This is a genomic window from Cupriavidus sp. FW305-27, from assembly GCF_058787995.1.
In genome coordinates this window covers 1-21,596 of record NZ_JBYTAG010000093.1, presented here as the reverse complement: position 1 = coordinate 21,596, position 21,596 = coordinate 1, and the positions used below count along the sequence as shown (strand labels likewise).

Below are 21,596 nucleotides of genomic sequence, written 5' to 3'. Positions count from 1 at the left end.
ACCCTGCCCTCCCCAAAATGAAACCATGCGCCACGCCCCGTGCGCGCGGATCCATCAGGAGAGCCAGCATGTTTCCCGAATACCGCGACCAGATCACCACCCTGAAGACCCAGGATGCCCGCTTCGCGCGCCTGTTCCACCGCCACAACGCGCTGGACCAGGAAATCCACAACATGGAGTCGGGGCTGGTGCCGGCCTCCACCTTCGAGATCGAGCGGCTGAAGAAAGAGAAACTCCTGCTCAAGGACCAGCTCTACGCGATCCTGCGCAACACCGCAGCCTGACGGAGGACCGCAGATGACAGATCGCGACACCATCCAATCCTCCCACACCGCCACCGCGCCACGTGCCCGCGCCACGGCCAGGGGTGACGTGCTGCCCACCAACTCGGCGCTTTCAGCCCAGCGCAACGAAGTCGACAGCGCCGTCGACGCCTCGGTGCAGCTGGCGGCCAGCAGCATGCAGGACATCCTGGCCAGCCGCGCAGGCAACGGCGCCGACATGCTCGACGCCATGCGCACGCTGCTTGACGGCCTGGCGCCCGACGAGGCCGCGCAGCTGCGCAGCCTGATCCTCGAAGGCGATCCCGCCGCGTGGCAGGCCGGCCGCAAGCGCCACCCGGACGACGAGCTGTCCGCGGGCTGGCGCGAAGGCGCGTACCCGTACCAGAACCTGATGTCGCGGCGCAATTATGAAAAGCAGAAGTACCGCCTGCAGGTGGAGCTGCTCAAGTTCCAGGCCTGGGTGCGCGAGACCGGCCAGCGCGTGGTGATCGTATTCGAAGGGCGCGACGCCGCCGGCAAGGGCGGCACCATCAAACGCTTCATGGAACACATGAACCCGCGCGGCGCGCGCGTGGTGGCGCTGGAAAAACCCACCGAGGCCGAGCGCGGGCAATGGTACTTCCAGCGCTATGTGCAGCACCTGCCGTCGGCCGGCGAGATCGTGCTGTTCGACCGCTCCTGGTACAACCGCGCCGGCGTTGAGCACGTGATGGGCTTCTGCTCGCAGCGCGAATACCAGGACTTCCTGCAGCAGGCGCCGGACTTCGAGCGGCATCTGGTGCGCAGCGGCATCCACCTGTTCAAGTTCTGGTTCTCGGTCAGCCAGAAGGAACAGCGCCGGCGCTTCCGCGAGCGCGAGATCCACCCGCTCAAGCAATGGAAGCTGAGCCCGGTCGACCTTGCCTCGCTGGACAAATGGGACGAATACACCCAGGCCAAGGAGGCCATGTTCGCCCACACCGACACCGCCGATGCGCCGTGGACGGTCATCCGCTCGGACTGCAAGAAGCGCGCGCGGCTCAATGCGCTGCGCGCCATCCTGTCGCGCTTCCCCTACGGCAACCGGGACACCACTGCCATCGGGCAGCCCGACCCGCTGATCGTGGGGCGCGCGCTGGCCAATTGAACTTCGCCCCCTACTCCCGCACTTCTTCCGTTTTCCCTTTACCAAGGCCCCTATGTTCAAGCACATCCTGCTGCCCGTCGACGGTTCCGAGCTTTCCCACAAGGCCGTGTCCGCCGCCATCCAGTTTGCCCGCACCGCCTCCGCGCGCCTGACGCCCTACATGTGCGTGGAGACCTACCCCTACATGGTGGGCAGCGACAGCACCCATGAGCGGCGCGAAGTGTTCCAGCAACGCGTGGAAGCACTGGCGCGCCAGGAACTGGTCAAGATCGAGGCCGCGGCGGCAATGGCCGGCGTCCGCTGCGCGGGCCACGTCTCGGCCGCCAGCGCCCCATATCACGGCATCATCAACGCCGCGCGGGACCTCGGTTGCGACGTCATCTTCATGGCCTCGCACGGCCGCAAGGGCATCAGCGGGCTGCTGCTGGGCAGCGAGACGCAGAAGGTACTGACACACAGCGACGTGCCGGTGCTGGTGTTCCGCTGACGGCACGCCGCTGACCCCGCCGCCGGGCCGGATCCGGCCCGCGCGGCGCGGCAACCGCTGCCCCGTGCTGTACCATATCGTCCATATTCGAAAACGCCCCTTCGCGCCCCGGCCCCGGGCCGTCGGATGACCGCCCGGACGCCCCGCGCGGCCGCTATCCGGCTTGCGCAAGGCGGCGATCCGAGCGGAGCGGGCGGCATCACGCAGGCCCACCGCCAGACAGGCTGAATGGCAATGGGATTGCAGAAGAAAACCGACCCGGAACAGGCGCAGGCAGATTCGGCCGCAAGCCGCCACACGCCAATGATGCAGCAGTACCTGCTCCTTATTGGATAAGGCTTTGAAGGCAAAGTTACGCCAGAAACTACGCCAACCCTGTCCATGTTCGAGCTATGGCATGCGTTCGTCGCCTCACACGGAACTTAGCATCCGCCCTCATCGGCCGTTATACTCCGGTGACCTGAGGATGTTGACCCTATATTTGCACTGGAAACATGTTAAAACTCGAGACGCCTTACCTCGCACAGGCGACGTACTTGCTGCAGTTCAAAGCGCCAAAACTGAAAGTGCGCTTTGATCAGGCCGCGGCTGAGGAAGCCTTTGCACCGTTAGTCGGCACTCAGTCTCAACAGACCAATGTCCCGGACCAGCTCGATCCGAATGTTCCTCGCATTGTATTTCCCTCGGAAAAGAAGCAAATAACCATTTCGCAAATTCAGTGCCAGCTGGAATGCAATTTCCCAAGCGCCGAAATGGGAATACAGAAGCAACTGGGGGTCACAGCTAAGAATGTACTCGACTTCCACACTCGAGCGCTTCGCTTTAAAGGCGCGGACGAATTCGGATTGACGGCCATCTCGCTCCAATTCAACTTCCCATCGCACGAGGAAACTCAATCTTTGCAGCAGTTCATCTACGATAACTATGTGAAGATCTCGCCAATTGGAGAAGTTGCCAGCGCACAGATTCAATTGGGCTTTTCGATTGACGGCCATTTTTTTAATTTGTTCGCCAACGCCTACGAAAAGCGGGCAATTAACATTACCCCACAGCTCGGCGAAACTCATCGCGTTATGAATATGGCAGAGATGCCGATCATTGAGCAGGGCATTGGCGTGAAATTAGAAGTCAATAACAAGCCATCCGCCGAATCAATAAAAGACATAATTATCGGAGACCCACAAAGACTTCTTGATCTTTGTAGCGCTTTTATCGATACAAATTTTGAGAAAGTAACGGGTCTCGCTTTAAACGGGAGCAGAACATGAGCTATGAGATTCCGCTTAGCTTTGCCATCCCCATCTTGCAACACTCGGTTGCGCAAGCTCCGGCCACCACATCCGTTGGCATTCAATCCACTGCTCCGGAGTGGTCGGGCGACCTCATGTGTCGGCTGACCGTGGACCCGACGGGAATTGAAAGCCGGTGGGTCCTCCCTACGCCAGTAGTCCAACAGCGCCTTCAAACATGGGTCGCTGCTAAAGAGCATGATGTAGCAGCCTTGAAACGCGTTACCAGGTGGCAAAAACGCAGATTAGACTATCAGGCTCTATATAACGCTTATGTTCTTGGAGCCGTCAGCGAAGATGATTTTCTGAAGGATGCTGAAGAATTTTCATCCGACATCAAAGAAGTATCGGAAGCTCAAATCGTAGAAAATATCTCGCATCTTTCCAGGCTGCTTGATTTTGAGCTAACAGCCTCGGATTATGCCGATTTCCTGGACACTGAGACCTGCATCGTTCAGCAAGTTGTGGCAAAGCTTTTAGCAGAAGACCCAGCTATGGCCAGCCGATTCCCGAGTTTGGCCGGCTCCGTGGCACCCCAAGAGAATAGCGCAACTTCTGAAGGCAATTGATATGGTCCGTGCCACTGCGATCGGTGCTGCGATTGAAGGCGAAAAAATACAGATTCAGACTCGACAGTTCGACACGTATCCGCCTAAGAAGCACCCTCACAAGGGTATGATGTTCTCGTTTCGCTTGGGCATTCGAGCATCGGCATCAATTACTGAAGAGTACGTGACCCCGGCGGACTCGGTCGTCTATACCACCTCAATGACGTCCAACGGGGACGAAATTTTGGGAACATCGATCGCGGGTTGGTCGCGAAAGCCTCTAAACGAGCCACACATTGCGAAAGGCAGCGGCACACATAGTGCGTCTCATTTGCAGATCTTTGGCGGAGCATACGCAAACGTCCAAATTCCTCCGCGCGAACACTTGGAGGACCCCGAGATCGCAGCGAAGAACCCGCCCATTCAACAGATCACGCGTGAAATAAAGGCTTAAAAAGCGACAGATACTGCACTCGCCGCCTCAAGTGTTGCAGGGAGCAACACCCCCACTTCGAGGGGCATTTGCCGAAAGGCCCGCTTCCCCGGGCCTTTTTGATTTCGGGGTTTTTTTCTAGCCCCGGCTACGCCGCAGCCAAGTTCACGCGGCGGGCTATGGTTTGATCCCCTTGCGCTGCTCCAAGGCGCGTTTGAGGTCATAGGCGGCCGCGCCCACCTCCTCTAGTGGATTCACCTGGCAATAGTTGTCCACGTAGGCATACATCGCCTCGGCATCGACGCCACGTAGAAAATCGCGGTTCGACTCCGTGGCAATGCCCGACAGAAAACCAGTCAGCCAGCTCAAACTAGCCACAGTCACTACCGTCGGCGAACCCTTTCGATCTTTGAGCCACTGGCCGCACGACGGCATGCCCCGCACATTCACGGCAAACGAATTCAAGGCAGTCGCCATCAGAAGCGCACTGCCGACCCATTTCATCTTCTTCATGTGATCCCCCCGAGCGGTCTAGCGATTCTAGCCCGACGCGCCGCCGGTAAGGCGCCGACGAACGCAGAATCGGGCATGTCGCTGCAGCTCCGACTCGAGAGCATCCTCAAGCGCCCGCGAGCCATCCCGCCGGGGCGATTCCGCCGCGGGGGAGGCCTGCTGAATACTGTATATTTGTACAGTTACTGAATAGACCGAGCACCCCATGGCCACCACCATTTTTCTCGAAGCCCATTATTTCGGCGAGGACCGCGAGGAACTGCGCCTGCCGTGCGAGGCAATCGCAGCCGCAGCCGGCGGCCTAGTAGTCGCCGGCGTGGAAGCCCGCCACCTGCGGGCGCTGAAATGGCGCCCTGATCACCTGTCGTACTGGGAGCATGGCCAGTTGCTGCGCCTGGCTGTCGGGCCGTGGATCGCCCTAGACGCATTGACGGTACGCTTTACGCTGCGGTGAACTATGGCCACCAAGGAACTGCCGCGGGATCTTCCGGCGCTCACAGAAGAAGAACTGCGCGACATCGGCCAGCGCGTGCGCAACCAGGACGTCCGTGACCTGCTGTGGGAGATTGCGCGGCTGCGGCAGACGGTACAGCGGGCGCATTACATCGCCGAGCTGCTGTACGGTCAAGGCGGAGTCATGGCCGATAGCTGGCTCCGGCAGTTGATGGAGGAGCCGTGCATTGTCGAGGCACTGGAGGCAGACTATGGCAGCCGCACGCCAGGGTCGCGCGGGTGGCGAGGGGATGTGCGCACCCCCGACCATGAGGTCCGGCTGGCCACCATGCAGGCGGAGGCGCGCGGGCGCATCGCCAAGCGACGCGCCCGGGCCAGGGGCGAGCAGTAGGACCGCCACCAGCCAGGACTACCCTGGCCAGGCCTGCACCGTCTTGCTGTGGCGCGCCGCGCAATCGCCGAGCGCCCCCAGCACCGGGCCCACGACCCACGCCAGCCACACGTCGTAGTCGGGCAGCGCCGGCGCGTCGGGCACCACGCAGGGCGCCGCCAACGCGCTATCGAGCGGCGGCGGCTTGCTGGGCAGCACTGACGGCGTCGGCGAGCTTGCGCACGCGGAAATCGTCAGGGCGACAGTCAACAGGCAAAGGCTTCGCATTTTTCAGATCCTGGCGGATGGCCTGCAGCTCGAGGCCGAGGGTGGATTGGATGCCGGCGTACTCGACGGCCTTCTGATGGATCACGGCGCTGGCACTCTGCAGCTGGTCCAGCGCCACGTGCGCGACCTGGAGTTCACCTCTGACGTGCTGCGCGCCCAAGTCCGATAACTTGCGCTCATAGCTGTTGGCCTGCCAATGCCACGCCGCGGGGCCGGCGGTCGCGCCGCCCAGCACCACGCCGATCACAAACAAGGCGGCATAGCCTTCCCAGCCCGAAAACGCCTGCAACACTGCCTTAAGTAGCTTTGCCACGACCGCCCCCTTGCTTGCTCATCCAGCGCTTGAGCCACAGCTCCAGGTACTGGCTGCCGACGATGCCCAGCGCACAGCCGATGCCGTACAGCGCCATCGGCGGCAGCTCGGGGAACTGCGCCAGCCCCACCCCCGCCACCATCGAGGTGGCCGCCCCCAACAGCGCGCGCCCCAGGATTAGCCGCAGCGTGATCGGATCATTGCTGACCAGCAGCTTGCCGATGCCGATCACCGCGCCCATCACCAGCAGCATGACCAGAGATTTTTCATGTTCTTGCATGTACCCGTTCCTTGTGGTGGTTTATGCGTGGAGGAATTGCTGCGCGCGCTGCCAGCGCTGCTGGCGGTCCTCGAGGCCGTTGGTGCCGCCGTTGATGCGTCGCGTTAATTGGGTCAGGTCGCCGCGGTCGGCCAGCTGGTTGCAGCCGTTGGCGTACCAGAACCACGCCGCCGAGCGCGCGGCCAGAGCATCGTCGGTGGCCAGCAGACCGGGTAGCGCGACCAGGTCGACGCCGATCGCATGGCCGCAGGCTTCGTAGTTCGCGCGGAACGTGATCTGCTTGAGGCCACGGCCGCGGTAACGCCAGCCGTCGCCGCTGGCCGCCTCGCCGTTGCCGTAGCGCTTGGCATAGACGATCGCCGCGATGCGCGCCTGGCGCTCGAGCGGCACCATGCGCTCGCCCGGCTGACGCCCGAGCTGCACTGCGAGCGCCGGCGTGATGCGCTTATCGAACTGAGACGCCAGCGCAGGCACCGCGTAATCGAAGGACTCCACCAGGGTGGTAAAGCCCTTCGATTCGTGGCCGACCTGGGCAAGCCAGGCCGCGACGCGGTGCGGCGCTAGGATGCCGAACTCGAACAGCGCCGCCGACACCGGCGCATACCAGCGGTCGGCCAGCTCGGGCGAAAGCCCTGCAGCTCGCTGGAACACCTGTTTATCCATCGAGGTTCCCCCTACAAATGAAAATGCCCGCTGGGTGGCGCGCATAAAAAAAGCCGCCCAAAAGGACGGCCGGACGAAACTACCAGGCTTACATCCTGGCGATCTGAGGCTTGGCGGGCGGCGAGGGCCCGAAGATCTCCGTGAGCTGATCGGGTTGCGCCCGCCTGTAAAGGTCGTAATAGGCCCGGCTGCCGGCCATGCTCAGGTGGCCAAAGTCGTTCAGGCGATAGAGGGGCACCCCATCGAACTCGACCAGGCATCGCCCCGCCGGGCAGGTCGCCCCGTAGGTCCGCACCACCGCGATCGCCGGATGCGCCGCTTGCAGCCTGCCGAGGATCTGCTGTACTGCCGGGCGATCGCCAACTGCCCGGTCGAGCGCGAACGTGCAGTCACGCGGCGTGCCGAGCCACAGACGGCTAAAGAGCGGGCAGTTCACCTTGCTCATGGGCATCAATGCGATGTCGTCGAACAGCACCACTTTCTTGCCCGCCGCCAGCAGCTGGCCCACAGTGTCACCCAAGGCGCGGTCAATATCGCCCGGCATGTAGCCATGAATGTTGGGCGCGGCACCAGCCCGCGGCTCGCCATTCGCGTACAGCTCCCAAACGGCGGAGAGGATCACCGTGTCGACCTCCGGCCGGCTCAGCAGGTGGCGCATCACGTTGCTGTTGTGCTGGGCGCACCGGCTGCGGTTCGCCTCGTAGCGTGGGTCACCGGCACGCCCTGGCACTCGCTCGACCGGCGGGCACATGGGAAAGGCCATGTCGTGAATGCGTAGCCCGTAGTCCACGCCCAGTTGATCCACGAAGCGCACCAGGTGATACGCATGTGAGTCACCCCACAGGACCGCTCGCCGGCCCGCGTCGCCGGGGCCGAGCCGGCACTGGTCGGGATCGGTCACCTCGACGCGCTCCCAGCAAGCCTTACCCCGGCCATCGTCCCACGTGCCCTCTTTCGCCTTTGCGTACGCGGCACGGAAGGCCTCCGGATAAGCAAAGAGGAAGCCGCCCGAGATCTTGGCCACCACCACCACACTCGCGACCGCCAGTGCCGGGGCTACCATGAAGCGGACGACCGCCCGGCGCCTCGGCATGTCCCCATACCGATACCGGGCTTCGATCCAGCGATATGACGCGGCACCCAGGATCAGCGACAGGACGATGCCCAGCGCCATCCATTCCAGCCCACGCAGGTCGAATCGCCGCAAGGCAAACAGCACAGGCCAGTGCCACAGATAGACGCTGTAGGAGGCACGCCCCAGCGCGGCCGCCCACCGGTTGGCCAGCAGCCAAGACGCCACGCGTGATCGCGGGGCTGACCAGATGAGGAGCGCAACCGCCGCGCAAGGCGCCACCGCCAGCACGCCTGGGAACGGCGTAGAGGGGGACAGCATAGTCGCGCAGGCCAGCACGGCACCGAGGCCGACCAGCACGCCCATATCCGCCCCGAGGACCAGGTCATTCCGGCGCTGCGCCACATACGCTATCAGCGCGCCCACCAGGAACTCGAAGGCACGCAGGTGCGCCAGGTAGTAGGCCCCGGGCTGGGCGCGCCATACCGCCCATTGCGACGCGGCCAGCGAGACCAGCAGAAGAACACCAAGCAGTGCCACCTGGCGCCGCACCGTCCAGCAACGCATGCCGTACAGCAGCACCGGCAGCACCAGGTAGAACTGTTCCTCCACGGACAGCGACCAGGTATGCAGCAGCGGCTGCTGCTCCGCGGCGGTGTCGAAGTAGCCGGTCTGCCTGGCCAGGTACAGGTTGCCGGCCAGGATGGCGACGAAGCCAATATTCTTGGCGACCGCGGCGGCATCCATTGGCAGCATGAACAGCACGGCGAACGCCAGAACCACTGCCATCATGGCGTACAGCGCCGGCATCAGGCGACGAGCCCGCCGGATATAGAAGTCGCCGAAGGAAAACGCGCCCTCAGACAGCGATCGACGCAGGCTGCGCGTGACGACGTAGCCAGAGATCACAAAGAACACGTCGACGCCGACGAAACCGCCGGCGAACCCAGCTACCCCGGCGTGGCAAAGCACCACCAGCAGCACGGCCAGCGCGCGCAAGCCGTCGACGTCGGCGCGATAGTTGGCCGACTGATTGACCCGAATCATTCTCTATGGTTTTTTTTGACACGACAGCGACGGATTATGCCGCACATCATGCCCAGACAGCGAAGGGCGTAGCCGGCACGGCGATCAATACCAACTGCAGCAGCTCGGCCTCCGTTTCAGTGAGTTCGCCCCAGCAACCTAGGTTCAGGCCCAAACTTTTTGGATGAAACACAGCGCATAGTACGGCGGCATGTTCTCGTGCGCCTGGCCACTGCCTCGATAGTCGGTGCCGAACGAGTGGGCGTGATCACCCACTGCACCCACGCCGATGTTGTGCGCGTGCGCGCCGTCCCCACTACTCATTACCGACCCACTACCGCCGGCATTGCGGTAACTCCACGAGCCAGTGGGCGCCATAGGCTGGTCGCCACCGACGCCGTGCTGGTGCCAACCCTGTGTGTCAGACCACGCGGAATGCCCGTGACCGCCCGCTCCGTTAGTGGCGCCGGCGTGGGCGTGCGAGGGCATTTGCGCTTCCGACAGGGCTACGGTCTTGGCTCCGCCGGTGGCACCGACAGCCGGGACCCCTGCACCGGATCCTGCGCCTAGGATGAACTTGTCGCGTAGGTCGATAGTCCCGTTGGTACCATCACACAGTTTCCACGTCGGCGGGATCGACGCGACCGATCCGCTATGGATGGAAATGATCGTCGCCGGCAGGTGCGCCTTGATTGCCTCCTGAATATCGGCGGCCCAGTCCTTCTGGTCATCCCACAACACCCCCGTTTCGGTAGGATTCACGCGCAGGAACTTGTTAGCCTTGCCGGCAATCGCCGGTGCCCCTGCCGCCGCCTGTGCGGCCGCCGCATAATTCTGCGCCTGACTCGCGGAGGTGGCGGCCGCGTCCCGGTAGCCGAGCACAGTAGTGGCGGTGCCCTTGACCCACTGACTCACCTTGACCAATTGCTGCAAGGCAATCATGAAGCGTGTGCGGTGGCCGCCGTTGGCGAGGCCGGTGGTGGGGTTATCCGTGTCATCGATGGTGATATTGTCACCGCCGACGTCCGGGGTAAAAGTGACGCTGGTCATGTCAGTTCCTCGATTTCAAAAGGATTGCTGTGATTGCCGACGAAGGCACGTGCGATCGGGCTAAGCTGGCGCAGTCGCCCGAGGTATGACTGGCGCAGCAGGTTGACGGGATCGTCCTTGTCCCAGATCAGGAGCACCTCGCGGTCGACGCCGGCCTGACGCTGGATCTCGAAAACCGTACCCAGCGCCTCATCACGAGACAGGTAGCCGAGCTCGAAGCGCGTCACGCGGCGACCGGGCTTGCGATCGAAGTACGCCGTGCCGGACAGCGCGCGCTGCACCGTGGTGTCAGTTTCCCAGCCAAGGGAGGCACCCCACTTGGCGTTGTATTGCGGCTGCCACGCGCGGCTGACGAACACTCGCCCTAACTCGACATACCCATCCGGGTTAGCGTCGTCGTCGACCTCCACCTTGATGTATCGCCCCGCCGTGGGATTGGGCAGCACCACCAGCAGCAGCGACGGGTATTCCCGCCGCGCCTCCTCGGTGATTGACCCTGTCCAGAAGTTGTCGTCCTCCCACTCGAGCGCCGACGACGGGAACAGCGTCGGCCACGCCAGCTGCCAGTCTGCGTTCTCGTAGACCGGGCTCGCAAAGCTCGGATCCCCAGCCATCTTCAGGCGCCACTTAGCGGCCGTCGACAGATTGTGCCGCACCACCGCGATGACCGACACCAAACGGCTTTGGCCGAGATCCAATACAAACTGGGTATCGGCCTTTGTCGCGGTGGTGCTGCGCGCCACCCGCGACAGGCGCCGGTCCAATAGATTGTTCAGCGCTACCTGCCAACTGCCGCCCGACAGCGTGCCGCTGTCTGCAACGTTAGGATGCGCCAGAAGTACATTTGCCATTTAGCCCCACAAGGTCAGTTTGGCCATGCCGCGATCGACACCGGTGTCCAGGCCGATCGCGCGAAGAAGCCGACCGTTCAAGCCGTAGCGGCTGGTTTCCAGCATCACCACGCTGTCCAGGTCGATGGCACCGAGCTCGCCCAGCGGGATCTCGACGTCCGCCAGGACACGGCGCACGCTGTACAGATCTGCGCGACGGCTTGCTTCGGCCACCGCGTCGACCTCTGCCACTAGCGCGGTGTCGAACACCACCTCCTCGGACGACGGCCACGCCGTCTGCACGACCGGGCGCTCGCTGGCGGTCCGGCGCATCTCCAGCGCCAAGAAGGCCCGCCGTGCCGCTGCGACAGATCCGGCCGGCTGCGCCTGTACGGTGTGGTTCCTCGCAAAACGCACGACCGCCCGCCAGTTCGGCACGCCGGCCGACCGGACCGTGAGCGCCATGTTGGCGTCCAGGTAGATCTTGGTCGGCGTGCCATTGGGCGCGGTCAGGCGCCCCATCCGAAGCCGGTTGAGCCGGTCGAAGCCGTACCAGGCGCCGATGGCGTTGGCCAGCGAGTCCATCACCGTCTGGGCGCTTGCGTCTCCGTCGACCCAGACGCCAACCGGCGCGGCATTGGCAGCGTTCAGCGCCACCACGTCCGCACCGACGATGTCCCCTGCCGGGATTCCCGCATCCAGCGCTACCGCCTGCAGCAGCGCGCCGGCACGCGTCTCGGCAGTGGCCACGTCGATAGTTACCTGCCCGGCCGGAGGCGAACCCAGCCGGCACAGGCCTCCCCAGCAGCGCACCGTGCCCGCCGCCGGGGTGTTGGCCAGCAGATCCGCCGAGCTCGCGTAGTCAGCGCCACGCGCAAGCGCCACGCCGTTGTCATAAACCGCACTCACCGAGCAACTGCGGTCGGACACTTGGTAGACCAGCTTGCTTGTGTTGACGCACTTGGCGGGCACGTTGAGAACGCTGCCATAGACACGAGGCTTGTACTGGTCTTTCAGGTCATCCTTGGTCCCTTCCAGCCCTTCCGGCAGCGCGTTGTTGCCCGCGTACTTCGGCCGGGGCAGCACCTTACCGAGCACCGCAAGCCGATCGCGGACCACCAGGCTGATCTCGGAGCCTGCGCTCCGTACGTCATCGAGGACACCCGACAGCACCACCGGCCAGCTGGATACCGCCGCGGCGAGGTCACCGGATCTGACCACGAACGCGCGGCCGTCAAAGGCATAGTCGGTCAGCAGCGCGTCCAGTGCACCGTCGGCGTTGGCCAGCAGGATCTCGCCGGCGGTGGCACGGGAGGCGCCGTAGGTGGTCGCCTGGTCGAACAGCACGCGCGACAGCCGCGGCGGCTCGACCAGGCGCGGGTCGAAAAACGCATTGGCCGGCGTGTCGGTCGGGCGAGTGGTAAAGCCTGCGTCGGAGAACCGCAGGGTCTCCACCAGCCCGGTCGACAGCCGCCATGCGCTCACTTCAATGGCAATGGTCATGGCTACTTGTTGAGTAAGTCCTGCTGCAGCCGCACCAGGCGCGTCTGCGCCGCCATGGTTTCCTCATGGCGAGCAGCGGCCTGCGCTTCCTTGACAGCCTCGGCCTGGCCTACCGCTTCACGCATGGCTACCAGCTCCGCGCGCAGCGTCTTGACCTCGGCGACCAGGGCGGCGCTGGCGCCCTGCCCGTACTGCGACCAGTTGGGTTGCCGGTAGGCCTCGCTTTCCGCCCGGGTCAGGACCCGCTCGCCCTGGTGCAGCTCGGCCAGATAGCCGTCGAACGGCACGTAGTCGAGGCCGCTGGCGTGCGAGCCATCTGGCCGGAAGCCCTGCACCGCGGCATAGTCGGCGGCGTACTGCCCGCCGCTGGCGTAGAAGGCGCGCGAGGCCTCCAGGAAGGCCTGCGCAACTTGCGTCCACTTCGCCTGCGCGTCGGCATCCCCACCCTGCGCCGCAGCCGACGTTCCTTCGTAGCGGCGGCGCGCCTCGGCATACTGCTGCTCCGGCGTGAGCGTGGACAGGTTGCTCAGCCCCAGCGACTGCTGGAATTCGCTCACCTGCTTACCAAAGGCGGCCATCGCCGCCGCGGCCTGCCCCAGCCCATCGGTCATCTGCGCAAACGCCGGCGCCAGATCCAGCAGGGTCGAGAACATCTCCTGCCCGTTCTCACTGGTCAGATCGAGCGACTCCACCAGCGCCCGGAAGCCCTGGAGCGAGGTCGGCATGGCGACCCCCAGGTCGCGGAAGCTGTCGCCCATCTGCGACTGCAGGCGCGCGAGCTTTTCCTCCTGGGTGAAGTAGAGATCGTAGTAGGTGGCCACCTTGCCGCTCAATGCCTCGAGCCCGCCCGCCACGTCAACCAGGTCCTGCCGCACCTTGGCCGTTGCCAGCCCCAGCACGCCGAACGCCGCTTCGGTGGTCTTGCCCAGCACCGAGGCCACGGTGTTGGTCGCGGCAAAGACATCGGTCAGGCGCTGCGCGGTGTCGCCGATTGACTCGCCGTCGCGCTGGAATTCCACCAGCTGCGGCAGCACGTGCTGGCCCAGCGCATTCGACATGTCGACCAGCAGCTTGTCGAGCGCCCCCTCGCCGCGCAGATCCGCGCGCACGGAATAGGCAAACGAGCCCTCGCGCTCGGCCATGCCCGCGCCGCCGGCCAGCTTGTCCAGGTTGCGATAGAAGCCCAGCGCGCCCTTGACCGCGCCCTGCAGCGCTACCGACTGCCCCTCATCGAGCGCGGCGTAGTCGGTCCAGCTCTTGCTGCGCCGGAACAGCCCACCCTTGGCCTTCCAGTCCGTGTAGGCCTGGCCGTCAAAGCCGTCCGCGGTGAAATCGCCCACGATGCCCGCCGCCTGCACCTCCGGCTTTTTGCGACCGAACAGTGCCGCATGAATCGACGCGCCGGAAATGATGTTGGCCAGCCGGTCGCTCATGCCCATGCCACGCAGCAGCTTGTCGAAAGCCATCGTTGCCGAGCCGGTCACCTTGCCGAAGCCGGTGAAGTCGACCTTCTGCGCGTCCCAGCCCTTGGCAAACATGCTGTCGGCCATCGCCATGCCGGCCGCGATCCAGCCCGCCACCGGCACTACCGCCATAGCCCCGCTCAAGCCGGCGCCGCCGACGGCACCCGCCGAGCCGGCGGTGGCGCTCAGACCGGCGGTACCGCCAGACAGCGACAGCGCACTGCCGGTGCCGTACAAGCCCAGCCCGGCATTGGCCCCATACGCGACGCCCGCGGCGCCGCTGCCGAAGATCGACGCGCCGGTACCGGCGCCGAACAGGCCGCCTGCCAGCGCTCCGGTACCGCCGAACAGCGCGCCGGTCGCCGTGCCGCCGGCGCCGCCGAACCAGCCCGACACCAAGCCATAGCCGGTCTTGAGCTTGTCATACAGGCCGTACAGATCACTGACGCTCTGCAAGGCGTTGCCGCCACTGCCCTGGCCACCCAGACCAAAGGCGCTCATCACCCCGCTCTGGATGTACTGGATCGGAATGCGCAGCAAGGTGGTCTTGGCCAGGTTCTTCAACCCGTTCAGGAACGACTTGCCAAAACTCTCCCCATCCTCGAAGGCGCGGAACAGCGAATCGGTCAGCGACTGGTTAAGCTGGTCGGCGACCTTTTGCCATTCCTTGGTCGTCTCGGCCGCGCGCTCGGCAATTCCCTGCCGCTCATCGTTGACCAGCTTCTGGCTGGCCAGATCGTTCAGCAACGCCGCCTGCTCGCGCAATGCCGCGGCTTCGGCCTCGTAGCCCGGCAGCAGGTCATAGATCGCCGCCTTCGACAGCTTGGCCGCAGCCTGCTCGGACAGGCGGGCTGCCTCGAGCTGCGCGACCTCATCCTTGGTCAGGCCGATGGCCTGACCCTCCAGACGCGCGGCGTTGATGTTCTCGCGCAGGGCATCGGTGCCCTTCTCGATCGCGCCCCACTCCTTTTCGCGGGCGGCCAGATACTCCTGGCGCGACTTGGCGGCCTTCTCGCCGGCGATCACCTCCTGGTAGAGCGCGGTGATCTGCGCCTTGCTCTGGCGCAGCGAGGCATCCTTGCCGATGCGCAGTTCCTCCAGGAACTTGGCATAGGCCTTCTCGCCGTCGGTTAGCTCCTGGGTCGACGCAGTGACCGCATCCTGCACGGCGATCTGCTCGCGCAGCGACTGGATCAGCTTGTCGGCCTCGCTGTCCTTGGCCTCCCCTGCCTTGCTTGACAGTGGCGCCGGGCGCCGGGTGCCGCCCGCGCCGCCGCCCTCCGCGCCGCCGCCGGCCTGCAGCGCGGCAAGCCGCTTCTCCAACTCCTGCGAGAACAGCTTGCGGTTGAGAATCTCGTCGACATCGGCGAGAAAAGCATCGCCCACCGCGGCGGCCGCCTTGAACTCCCCTTGCGCGAGCAGCACCGCCTGCGCAGCCGCGGCGCCGATGCCCTTGCCGATCAGCTCGAAGGTACGGTAGACCCCTTGCCCCGCGTCGACAATGAAGCCGAGGACGCGCGCGGTATCCATGGCCCACTTGCTTAGCGTGCCGTCCTTGCTCAGCCGCTGCGCCGATGAATTGAGCGAGTCGGTCTCGGTCGACGCCTCGATCATGGCCTCCATGAAGGCGTTCATGGCGGGCAGCGCGGCGGCGTTGATCTGGTTGAAGGTGCCTCGCACGACCATCGCCATGCGGTCGAGGTTGTCGTTAAAGTCGCCGGCGGCCTTGGTCGCCGACTCCGACACGATCACGCCAAAGCGCTCCGCTTCGTCGGTCGCCTGCTGTAGGCCTTCGGCGCCGCTGCTGAGCCAGCCGTTGAGGTTGGCCCCTGACTTGCCAAACAGGTCGACGGCCAGCGCGGTCTTGCCGGCACCATCCTCCATGCCGGAGAACTTCTCCATCACGTCGACCATCACCGCGTCGACGTCGCGCAGCTTCCCGTTCGCACCGACCACCGACACGCCCAGCGTGCGGAACAGCTGCGCCTGGTCCTTGCCGCCGGCCGCCGCCTCGGTCATGTTGACCGACAGCTTCTTCAGGGCGCCGCCCACCTCATCAAGGCTGACCCCGTAGAAGTGCGCCTGGTAGGAGTACTTCTGCAGCACGCCCGCATTGACGGCAAGGCGCTCGGACAGCTCATCGAACGCATCCAGGCTATCGATCGAAGCCTTCACCTGGCCTAGCACCGCCGACACGCCCGCGTAAGCCGCCACCACCGCCGCGACCCTGCCGACGGCGGCCTGCGCGAATTCGCCGATCTTGTCCTTGGCCTCGCCCGTCACATCGCCGAGGCTCTTGCCGAAGGACTGGGTATCGGCCTGCGCCTTGTGCAGGCCGCGGTTGTAGTCGCTCAGGTCCAGCCCGAGCTTGATGAGCAGATCGCCCAGTTTCATGCCTGATCCTCATTGCCGGCTGCGCCGTTCGCGCTGTGCTGCGAACTCCTCGAGCGCCGCCGCCTCCATCACACGCAGGTCGTTGAAGAGCGCCGCCCGGCGCTTGCGCTTGACCCCATACAGCCGCAGCGGCGTCTCGATCGCGGCATAGTCCAGGCCTGTGCGCACGCACCCTGCCATGCCAGCGACCTGGCGCCACTGGGTCTGTAGCGTCAGGAATAGCTGCAGAGATTCCCAGTTATCGGCATGCACCGCGCAGTCCTCGGCGCTGCCGCGCGCGCGCACCTCGTCGACACAATCGCTCGCCACGCCGAAGGCCTCCAGCATCTCGGCCATGTCAGCGTCGACCTCGAAGTCATCGGGCCGGTAGCCGGCCCAATGGCGAGCGATCGCGATCAGTTTTTTTCGCGTGCGCCGTTGCCGTAGCTGTTAGTCCAGAACACCAGCTGCGTCGCGGTCAGCGCCTGCGGAATCACCAGCAGCAGCTCGCGATTGGTGTCGTTGAACTCGACAGCAGTCTTGCCGTCGTCGCCGACCATGTCGCGCCAGCCGACCAGCACCTTGCGCATCGCGCTCGCCTGCGCGCGCCATTTTTCGGCAGGCGGCAGTTCTGCGGCTTCCTTCTCGACCTCAGCCTTCAGCTCCTCAAGCTCGGGCAGCTGCAAGCGCTTGAATTCGGCGATGAACGACGATCGCTCGATCTTGCCGTTTTCGCCGCGCAGCTCGACCTGCACGACATCGCGGAAGGTGGGATTGGTTGCCAGCTTGAAGGCCATGGGGGTTCTCCTGAAATGGGATCGGCCCGCGCAAATGGCGGGCCGTTGGTGGGTGTTGATGGGAAAGGGAGGGGTTACAGGAACGTGATCAGCAGTTCATCGTTGCCGGTGTTGGGCACAAGCGACAGCGCCGCCTGCAGGAACACGCTGCCCTCCGAATCCTGGTACTGCGGGTTGCTCAGCTGCACCTTGGGCGCGTCGAACTTCACCTTGTTGCCGGCAGTGGTACCGTGGGTGATCGTCAGCGCCCCGGTGGTGGCGGCGCGGATGATGCCGGGGAAGTCCTTGGTGCCGATCGGCGGCATCTCAAGCGTCGCGCTGCCGGTGGTAGCTCGATCGGTCAACTCCACCGTTTCCATGCCGATCAGGTTGCGATAGCTGACGGTGTTGCCCAGGTCGATCGACAGCGCCTCGCAGGCCCCAGTGAAGCCGTGCAGGCTCCACGCGGCGGTGTTGGTATTGTTCACCACCTGCGGCGTCTTGAAGCCGCTGAAGTCCGGCGATGCCGGCAGAGCGGCATCGGTCACCGGCACACACATACCAGTAAAGGTGAACTGCGCCACCGGGATCTGCTTGGCATTGAGCGCGAACACCACTGAGCCGCGCGCGCCGGTCAGTTTGTGCAGCAAGCCGTCCAGGTAGTAGTAGATCGTGACCGATTCGTTGGTGCCACTGGTCGGCGCGTACTTCACGTCCGTCGCCGCCGTGATGGTCTCGCTCAGGCCGCAGGAGCGCAGCAGCGAACCGAACTTGGGCGCGGTACCGGCGGCGCCGCTCGCGGCCAGCTCGACCTCGAAATTGGCGGTCGAGTAGATCGCCGCCGGCAGCTGCTCGTCGCCGCCCAGGTACGGGCGGATCACGTCGCGCGGCACGAAGTCGCCGGTCACCGGCTGCACGCTCATGTTGCGCACCAAGATCGCGTTGGCGGCGGCCGTCGGCGCCGGGTCGACGTTGTAGGTGGTTTCCAGCTTGGCCAGGATCAAGGCCTTGCGCATGACTTTCATCGCTTACTCCTGAGATTGGGCGGGCACGGCCGGCGCCTGATCTTGGTGGTCCGGACCGTCGACGCGCATGCGCTTGCCGGTGGCCGGGTCGAAAACGTAGCTGCCGCCAAGTCCGGAGTACTCATCCGAGACGATGGCGGCCGCTGAGTCCAGCGGCGCTGCCGCGCCCGCAGCCGTTTCCGGCTGACTCGAAGAGGTTCGTTTCATGGGTTCCTTAGGCACTCAGGCTGCCGCGCTGGGTGCGATAGAAGAGGTCGTAATGCACGGTGCGCGCCGAACGCATGCCACCGGTGTGGTCATAGGCCGGCGCATCGGTCGACAGCTCGCTGACATCGATGAGCTGCGCGGCGGTGAAGTTCATCACCAGCGGATGCACGAGCGCCAGCGCCGCCTCGGACAGCGGATCCGGGTTGGTGTCGCGCACCACCAGCGTCACCAGCAGCTCGCTGTGGCGGTCGACCGCCCCGGTGGTTTCCTGACCCGGCGCGTCGGCACCGTGATGCAGCACCAGCACGTACTTGGTGGCGCGCATCTCCAGCGCCTCGAAGATCGAGCGGGAGAACTGCATCCCCAGCGCCTGCAGCGCGGGCACGGCCTCGAGGGCGGCGCGCAGCTGCTCGGCGTAGGACTCGCGCAGGGTGGTGGTCATGGCAGCTCCTTATGCAGCTCGACCGCGACGAAGGCGCCATCGTCGATCGGCATCGGCTCGCCAAAGGGGCGATAGGTGCCGGCCGAAGCGCCTGCGGTCACCACGACCTGGTGCGATCGCGACAGCACACCGAACACGTCGGCGCGACCGGTCAGGGTCCAGGAGCTTGCCCGCACGGTGCCGTCGAGCACGTCCTTGAAGCCCTGATCGAGCAGCGCCTTGGCCGACAGGCCCAGGCTCGCCACATTCACCAAGTCGCCGAAGTCCTCGACGAAGAGGTCGAGATCCTCGCCCGGCGCCATCAGCTCTGCGGGTCGCCGGCGCCGGCGCCACCCTCTCCGCCACCGTCGCCGGCCTCACCCTCGCCCAGGTCGGCCTCGCCGGCCCTGGCCGCGGCCTTCTTGCGGCTGAGGATCTCGACTGCGCCCAGCTTTTCCAGCTGCTCGGCCTGGTCATCCGGCAGGTCGAATTTTTCGCCGGCCTGACGCTGCTTGCCGTCGGCGTCAACCAACCAATTCGCTTTGACTTTCATGATTGCCCTCGCAATGAGAACAGCCCGCACGTGGCGGGCTGTCAGGGTTTCGGGAATGCGCCGGTCAGGCGATCGCGTTCTGGAAGAAGAACGACAGATCCGGCGCGGTCACCAGCTCGTTGACGCGCTCGCCGGCGCGAACCTGGTAGCCGCCCTCGAGGCCGCCATGCTGCTTGCCGAACTCCGCATCGGAGATGCGCTCGCCCTGCTGCGCGGTGAAGCCCCAGGTGGTCGAGCGCGTGGTCTCGGCCGGGATCTCGCGGTAGATGAATGCTGCATGCTTACCCCAGGCGCGCTGCAGCGACATGGCCTGACCCTTGCGCGCCACGTTGACGAAGGCGCTGCCCACCAGGATCTCCTCCAGCTCGAGCGCATCGGCCAGCTGCTGGCGCGTCACGCCGCCGCTGGTACCGCCCTTGCCGTTGACGTAGTCGATCACCTTCGGGTGCAGGATCAGCTTGGTCCAGACCGAGCGGCCGAAGATCGCGACATTGGGTCGCATGATCGGCGTGTCCAGGTTGGTCAGGATGGCCGTGATCGGATCCGAGCTGGTGTAGTCGGACCACTGCGAGGTGCCCGACAGCGTCACCTTGTTGCTGTGGTTGGCCGCACCGAAGACGGTGTTGGCCACGCGCACCTCGCGGTCGAGCGTGACCAGCTTCATCACGAACTCGGCGGCCAGCGCCAGCGGGTCAACGCCTTCCGGGGCATTGCGCACGTCCTCGACCGGGACGATTTCGTCCAGGCCGTAGTCGAACACGGCACCGGTCTGCATGGTGCCGCTGCTTTCGACCTGGTTAGGTCGCGCCTTGCGGCCCACGCGGGTGTCGGGCACGGTGAAGTGGTCGGCGACCGTCTGCACCAGATACTTGAACTCGGCCTGCGAGACCGTCACGCGCGGCATCACGCGGTCGGCGATCATCTCGCCGTTGGCGTAGGCGATCACGATCGACGCGATGAGCGCGAGATTGATCGGGTACGGAGCGACAGCAGTCGTCATGGATGACTCCTAGAAATGAGAAAAGAAAGAGAGCAGCGCGAAAGACCCGCCGCTTAGCCCTGCATCACGCCGGGCGCCAGGAACACCGGGCAGATGTCGCCCGAGACGCCCGACACCTCGGCGAAGCCGATGAGGCGAACATTGGAGCCGGCGGCCGGGGCCGCGGCGACGGCACGACCGACCGCGTCCGCGGTGAGCGGCTGGCCGCGCGTCACGTTGCCGCCGTACTCGATGTCGGCGATGCCGCTGCGCACGATGGTGGGGCGGTCGCCGGCGACGTAAGCAAAGCCCTCGGTGGCACCGAGCAGGGCATCGGTGGCCGCGGTGGCCTGCTTGACGGTGCCGTCGGTCGCGCCATGGGTAACGATGCGGTTCTTGGCCAGCGTGCCCTCGGCGGCGTGGGTCTTGAGGAGTCCGGGATTGCTCATGGTGGGGTCCTGTGATGGATCGAAGGGAGAGCGCGGCGATTACGCCTGCGCCAGTTCCTTGGTGGCTTGGGTGGCCGCTGCGGCGTAGCTCAGCTTCTGGCCGGAGGCTTGGGCGGCAGTCACCAGCTCGCGGGCGCGGGTGGCGACTGCCTTCGGGTCCGGCTTGGCCATGGCCGCAGCCGGGTCGCTGGCGGGCGCGGCCGGCAGCGGTGCCGGGGCGTCGGCGGTCAGGGTGGCGGCCTGCCTGGCCAGTGCCGCACGATGGGCGCCCAGCACCTGGGCGGCGGCCTGGTCGGGCGTGGTCTTGCCGTCGGCCTTGAGCGAGGCAATCAGCGCCTCGTGGCCGACCATCGCGTGCGCCTCGATGCCGAGGATGCGATCGCGCTCGGCGGTGGCGCCGGCGGTGCGCGCCTCGGTCTGGATTTCTGCCAGCAGCTCGGGCGACTGGGCCGCCAGCTCTTCGCGGGTAATGCTCATCGTGGTTCCTTTCGGAGAGGTGGGCAGGTCTGCCCGGGTTTTGACTGGCGCAGGCTTCGCGCCGGGGACTTGAAACTCGCCGGCGGCAAGCCTGGCGATCAGCTGCTCGGCAGTAGCCATGCCATCGACCAGGCCGGCATCAATGGCTTGCTGGCCAATGAAGATGCGTCCGTCGGCCATTTCCGACAGGACGGTATCGACAGGCACGCCACGGTTCGTCGCCACAGCCTCGACGAACTGCTCATACATGTAGTCGGATTGCGCCTGGATCGTGGCCCGGCCCTCGTCGGACAGCGGCGCATAGCTGCTGGCGATCCGTTTGTACTTGCCGGAGTAGATCTCGGT

At 65.1% G+C, this 21,596-nt stretch carries 28 protein-coding genes; 8 read left to right on the top strand and 20 right to left on the bottom strand.

Annotated elements, in window-relative coordinates:
• Positions 1-68 precede the first annotated feature (68 nt).
• From AC3WRI_RS30405 to AC3WRI_RS30380, 6 genes are all read left to right on the top strand, one after another.
• Positions 69-284, top strand: coding sequence for an HP1242/YdcH family protein (locus AC3WRI_RS30405; protein ID WP_010808971.1), 216 nt, complete (start codon positions 69-71; stop codon positions 282-284).
• A 13-nt stretch (positions 285-297) separates the two neighbouring features.
• Positions 298-1,410, top strand: a complete 1,113-nt coding sequence (ppk2, locus tag AC3WRI_RS30400; protein ID WP_010808972.1) for a polyphosphate kinase 2 — start codon at positions 298-300, stop codon at positions 1,408-1,410.
• Between the two features lie 52 nt (positions 1,411-1,462).
• A complete protein-coding gene (locus AC3WRI_RS30395; protein WP_011614935.1) occupies positions 1,463-1,897 on the top strand; it encodes a universal stress protein in 435 nt (144 codons plus the stop codon).
• 536 nt (positions 1,898-2,433) lie between these two features.
• Positions 2,434-3,165: a hypothetical protein gene (locus AC3WRI_RS30390; RefSeq protein ID WP_492294726.1), complete on the top strand. Its 732-nt coding sequence runs from the start codon at positions 2,434-2,436 to the stop codon at positions 3,163-3,165.
• The gene (locus AC3WRI_RS30385) at positions 3,162-3,755 is read left to right on the top strand and encodes a hypothetical protein (RefSeq protein ID WP_492294724.1); all 594 of its coding nucleotides are present in this window, start codon (positions 3,162-3,164) and stop codon (positions 3,753-3,755) included. Before AC3WRI_RS30390 ends, AC3WRI_RS30385 begins: the two co-directional genes overlap by 4 nt.
• 1 nt (position 3,756) lies before the next feature.
• On the top strand, positions 3,757-4,188 hold the full coding sequence (locus AC3WRI_RS30380; RefSeq protein ID WP_492294722.1) for a hypothetical protein: 432 nt from the start codon (positions 3,757-3,759) through the stop codon (positions 4,186-4,188).
• 156 nt (positions 4,189-4,344) lie between these two features.
• On the opposite strand, the gene AC3WRI_RS30375 is transcribed toward AC3WRI_RS30380, so the two are convergent.
• A complete protein-coding gene (locus tag AC3WRI_RS30375) occupies positions 4,345-4,680 on the bottom strand; it encodes a hypothetical protein (RefSeq protein WP_492294720.1) in 336 nt (111 codons plus the stop codon).
• A gap of 205 nt (positions 4,681-4,885) precedes the next feature.
• On the opposite strand from AC3WRI_RS30375, the gene AC3WRI_RS30370 reads away from it, so the two are divergent.
• Positions 4,886-5,134, top strand: a complete 249-nt coding sequence (locus tag AC3WRI_RS30370; protein WP_492294718.1) for a hypothetical protein — start codon at positions 4,886-4,888, stop codon at positions 5,132-5,134.
• Positions 5,135-5,137: 3 nt separating this feature from the next.
• Positions 5,138-5,524, top strand: a complete 387-nt coding sequence (locus AC3WRI_RS30365; protein WP_492294716.1) for a hypothetical protein — start codon at positions 5,138-5,140, stop codon at positions 5,522-5,524.
• Between the two features lie 18 nt (positions 5,525-5,542).
• Here the strand turns inward: AC3WRI_RS30365 and AC3WRI_RS30360 are convergent, their stop codons facing one another.
• From AC3WRI_RS30360 to AC3WRI_RS30270, 19 genes are all read right to left on the bottom strand, one after another.
• A complete protein-coding gene (locus AC3WRI_RS30360) occupies positions 5,543-5,686 on the bottom strand; it encodes a hypothetical protein (protein ID WP_492294715.1) in 144 nt (47 codons plus the stop codon).
• 4 nt (positions 5,687-5,690) lie between these two features.
• Positions 5,691-6,104, bottom strand: coding sequence for a hypothetical protein (locus AC3WRI_RS30355; RefSeq protein WP_492294713.1), 414 nt, complete (start codon positions 6,102-6,104; stop codon positions 5,691-5,693).
• Entirely contained in the window at positions 6,088-6,384 is a 297-nt protein-coding gene (locus AC3WRI_RS30350; RefSeq protein WP_492294711.1) for a phage holin family protein, read from the bottom strand. The genes AC3WRI_RS30355 and AC3WRI_RS30350 overlap by 17 nt, the downstream gene beginning before the upstream one ends.
• Positions 6,385-6,405: 21 nt before the next feature.
• Positions 6,406-7,092, bottom strand: coding sequence for a glycoside hydrolase family 19 protein (locus AC3WRI_RS30345; RefSeq protein ID WP_492294709.1), 687 nt, complete (start codon positions 7,090-7,092; stop codon positions 6,406-6,408).
• Between the two features lie 43 nt (positions 7,093-7,135).
• Entirely contained in the window at positions 7,136-9,166 is a 2,031-nt protein-coding gene (locus AC3WRI_RS30340) for an acyltransferase family protein (RefSeq protein ID WP_492294708.1), read from the bottom strand.
• 144 nt (positions 9,167-9,310) lie between these two features.
• Complete coding sequence (locus AC3WRI_RS30335; protein WP_492294706.1) at positions 9,311-10,195, bottom strand: hypothetical protein; 885 nt, start codon at positions 10,193-10,195, stop codon at positions 9,311-9,313.
• Complete coding sequence (locus tag AC3WRI_RS30330) at positions 10,192-11,046, bottom strand: hypothetical protein (RefSeq protein WP_492294704.1); 855 nt, start codon at positions 11,044-11,046, stop codon at positions 10,192-10,194. Before AC3WRI_RS30330 ends, AC3WRI_RS30335 begins: the two co-directional genes overlap by 4 nt.
• Positions 11,047-12,528: a hypothetical protein gene (locus AC3WRI_RS30325; protein ID WP_492294702.1), complete on the bottom strand. Its 1,482-nt coding sequence runs from the start codon at positions 12,526-12,528 to the stop codon at positions 11,047-11,049.
• A 2-nt stretch (positions 12,529-12,530) separates the two neighbouring features.
• Positions 12,531-16,385: a hypothetical protein gene (locus AC3WRI_RS30320; RefSeq protein WP_492294700.1), complete on the bottom strand. Its 3,855-nt coding sequence runs from the start codon at positions 16,383-16,385 to the stop codon at positions 12,531-12,533.
• Positions 16,386-16,394: 9 nt separating this feature from the next.
• Positions 16,395-16,721 (bottom strand): DUF1799 domain-containing protein, encoded by a 327-nt coding sequence (locus tag AC3WRI_RS30315; RefSeq protein ID WP_492294698.1) that lies wholly within the window; start codon positions 16,719-16,721, stop codon positions 16,395-16,397.
• 59 nt (positions 16,722-16,780) lie between these two features.
• Positions 16,781-17,161: a phage tail assembly chaperone gene (locus tag AC3WRI_RS30310; protein ID WP_492294697.1), complete on the bottom strand. Its 381-nt coding sequence runs from the start codon at positions 17,159-17,161 to the stop codon at positions 16,781-16,783.
• A gap of 74 nt (positions 17,162-17,235) precedes the next feature.
• Positions 17,236-18,165: a phage tail tube protein gene (locus tag AC3WRI_RS30305; RefSeq protein WP_492294696.1), complete on the bottom strand. Its 930-nt coding sequence runs from the start codon at positions 18,163-18,165 to the stop codon at positions 17,236-17,238.
• Positions 18,166-18,168: 3 nt separating this feature from the next.
• On the bottom strand, positions 18,169-18,372 hold the full coding sequence (locus AC3WRI_RS30300; RefSeq protein ID WP_492294695.1) for a hypothetical protein: 204 nt from the start codon (positions 18,370-18,372) through the stop codon (positions 18,169-18,171).
• A 7-nt stretch (positions 18,373-18,379) separates the two neighbouring features.
• On the bottom strand, positions 18,380-18,814 hold the full coding sequence (locus AC3WRI_RS30295; RefSeq protein ID WP_492294693.1) for a hypothetical protein: 435 nt from the start codon (positions 18,812-18,814) through the stop codon (positions 18,380-18,382).
• Entirely contained in the window at positions 18,811-19,116 is a 306-nt protein-coding gene (locus AC3WRI_RS30290) for a hypothetical protein (RefSeq protein ID WP_492294691.1), read from the bottom strand. The genes AC3WRI_RS30295 and AC3WRI_RS30290 overlap by 4 nt, the downstream gene beginning before the upstream one ends.
• Positions 19,116-19,346 carry a hypothetical protein gene (locus tag AC3WRI_RS30285; protein WP_492294690.1) on the bottom strand — a complete coding sequence of 77 codons (231 nt, stop codon included), beginning with the start codon at positions 19,344-19,346 and terminating at the stop codon, positions 19,116-19,118. The genes AC3WRI_RS30290 and AC3WRI_RS30285 overlap by 1 nt, the downstream gene beginning before the upstream one ends.
• Positions 19,347-19,410: 64 nt before the next feature.
• Positions 19,411-20,346: a hypothetical protein gene (locus tag AC3WRI_RS30280; protein WP_492294689.1), complete on the bottom strand. Its 936-nt coding sequence runs from the start codon at positions 20,344-20,346 to the stop codon at positions 19,411-19,413.
• A gap of 53 nt (positions 20,347-20,399) precedes the next feature.
• Entirely contained in the window at positions 20,400-20,774 is a 375-nt protein-coding gene (locus tag AC3WRI_RS30275) for a DUF2190 domain-containing protein (protein WP_492294687.1), read from the bottom strand.
• Positions 20,775-20,813: 39 nt separating this feature from the next.
• Positions 20,814-21,596, bottom strand: a 783-nt coding sequence (locus AC3WRI_RS30270; protein ID WP_492294685.1) for a S49 family peptidase, incomplete at its 5' end; no start/stop codon positions are given.

Coding starts and splice junctions, on each gene's coding strand:
- AC3WRI_RS30310 (WP_492294697.1), bottom strand. CDS start 17,161: ATGGCCTTCAAGCTGGCAACCAATCCCACCTTCCGCGATGTCGTGCAG.
- AC3WRI_RS30290 (WP_492294691.1), bottom strand. CDS start 19,116: ATGGCGCCGGGCGAGGATCTCGACCTCTTCGTCGAGGACTTCGGCGAC.
- AC3WRI_RS30405 (WP_010808971.1), top strand. CDS start 69: ATGTTTCCCGAATACCGCGACCAGATCACCACCCTGAAGACCCAGGAT.
- AC3WRI_RS30320 (WP_492294700.1), bottom strand. CDS start 16,385: ATGAAACTGGGCGATCTGCTCATCAAGCTCGGGCTGGACCTGAGCGAC.
- AC3WRI_RS30275 (WP_492294687.1), bottom strand. CDS start 20,774: ATGAGCAATCCCGGACTCCTCAAGACCCACGCCGCCGAGGGCACGCTG.
- AC3WRI_RS30295 (WP_492294693.1), bottom strand. CDS start 18,814: ATGACCACCACCCTGCGCGAGTCCTACGCCGAGCAGCTGCGCGCCGCC.
- AC3WRI_RS30330 (WP_492294704.1), bottom strand. CDS start 11,046: ATGGCAAATGTACTTCTGGCGCATCCTAACGTTGCAGACAGCGGCACG.
- AC3WRI_RS30340 (WP_492294708.1), bottom strand. CDS start 9,166: ATGATTCGGGTCAATCAGTCGGCCAACTATCGCGCCGACGTCGACGGC.
- AC3WRI_RS30305 (WP_492294696.1), bottom strand. CDS start 18,165: ATGAAAGTCATGCGCAAGGCCTTGATCCTGGCCAAGCTGGAAACCACC.
- AC3WRI_RS30385 (WP_492294724.1), top strand. CDS start 3,162: ATGAGCTATGAGATTCCGCTTAGCTTTGCCATCCCCATCTTGCAACAC.
- AC3WRI_RS30350 (WP_492294711.1), bottom strand. CDS start 6,384: ATGCAAGAACATGAAAAATCTCTGGTCATGCTGCTGGTGATGGGCGCG.
- AC3WRI_RS30300 (WP_492294695.1), bottom strand. CDS start 18,372: ATGAAACGAACCTCTTCGAGTCAGCCGGAAACGGCTGCGGGCGCGGCA.
- AC3WRI_RS30315 (WP_492294698.1), bottom strand. CDS start 16,721: ATGGCCGAGATGCTGGAGGCCTTCGGCGTGGCGAGCGATTGTGTCGAC.
- AC3WRI_RS30335 (WP_492294706.1), bottom strand. CDS start 10,195: ATGACCAGCGTCACTTTTACCCCGGACGTCGGCGGTGACAATATCACC.
- AC3WRI_RS30380 (WP_492294722.1), top strand. CDS start 3,757: ATGGTCCGTGCCACTGCGATCGGTGCTGCGATTGAAGGCGAAAAAATA.
- AC3WRI_RS30365 (WP_492294716.1), top strand. CDS start 5,138: ATGGCCACCAAGGAACTGCCGCGGGATCTTCCGGCGCTCACAGAAGAA.
- AC3WRI_RS30285 (WP_492294690.1), bottom strand. CDS start 19,346: ATGAAAGTCAAAGCGAATTGGTTGGTTGACGCCGACGGCAAGCAGCGT.
- AC3WRI_RS30370 (WP_492294718.1), top strand. CDS start 4,886: ATGGCCACCACCATTTTTCTCGAAGCCCATTATTTCGGCGAGGACCGC.
- AC3WRI_RS30280 (WP_492294689.1), bottom strand. CDS start 20,346: ATGACGACTGCTGTCGCTCCGTACCCGATCAATCTCGCGCTCATCGCG.
- AC3WRI_RS30325 (WP_492294702.1), bottom strand. CDS start 12,528: ATGACCATTGCCATTGAAGTGAGCGCATGGCGGCTGTCGACCGGGCTG.
- AC3WRI_RS30395 (WP_011614935.1), top strand. CDS start 1,463: ATGTTCAAGCACATCCTGCTGCCCGTCGACGGTTCCGAGCTTTCCCAC.
- AC3WRI_RS30345 (WP_492294709.1), bottom strand. CDS start 7,092: ATGCGCGCCACCCAGCGGGCATTTTCATTTGTAGGGGGAACCTCGATG.
- AC3WRI_RS30375 (WP_492294720.1), bottom strand. CDS start 4,680: ATGAAGAAGATGAAATGGGTCGGCAGTGCGCTTCTGATGGCGACTGCC.
- ppk2 (WP_010808972.1), top strand. CDS start 298: ATGACAGATCGCGACACCATCCAATCCTCCCACACCGCCACCGCGCCA.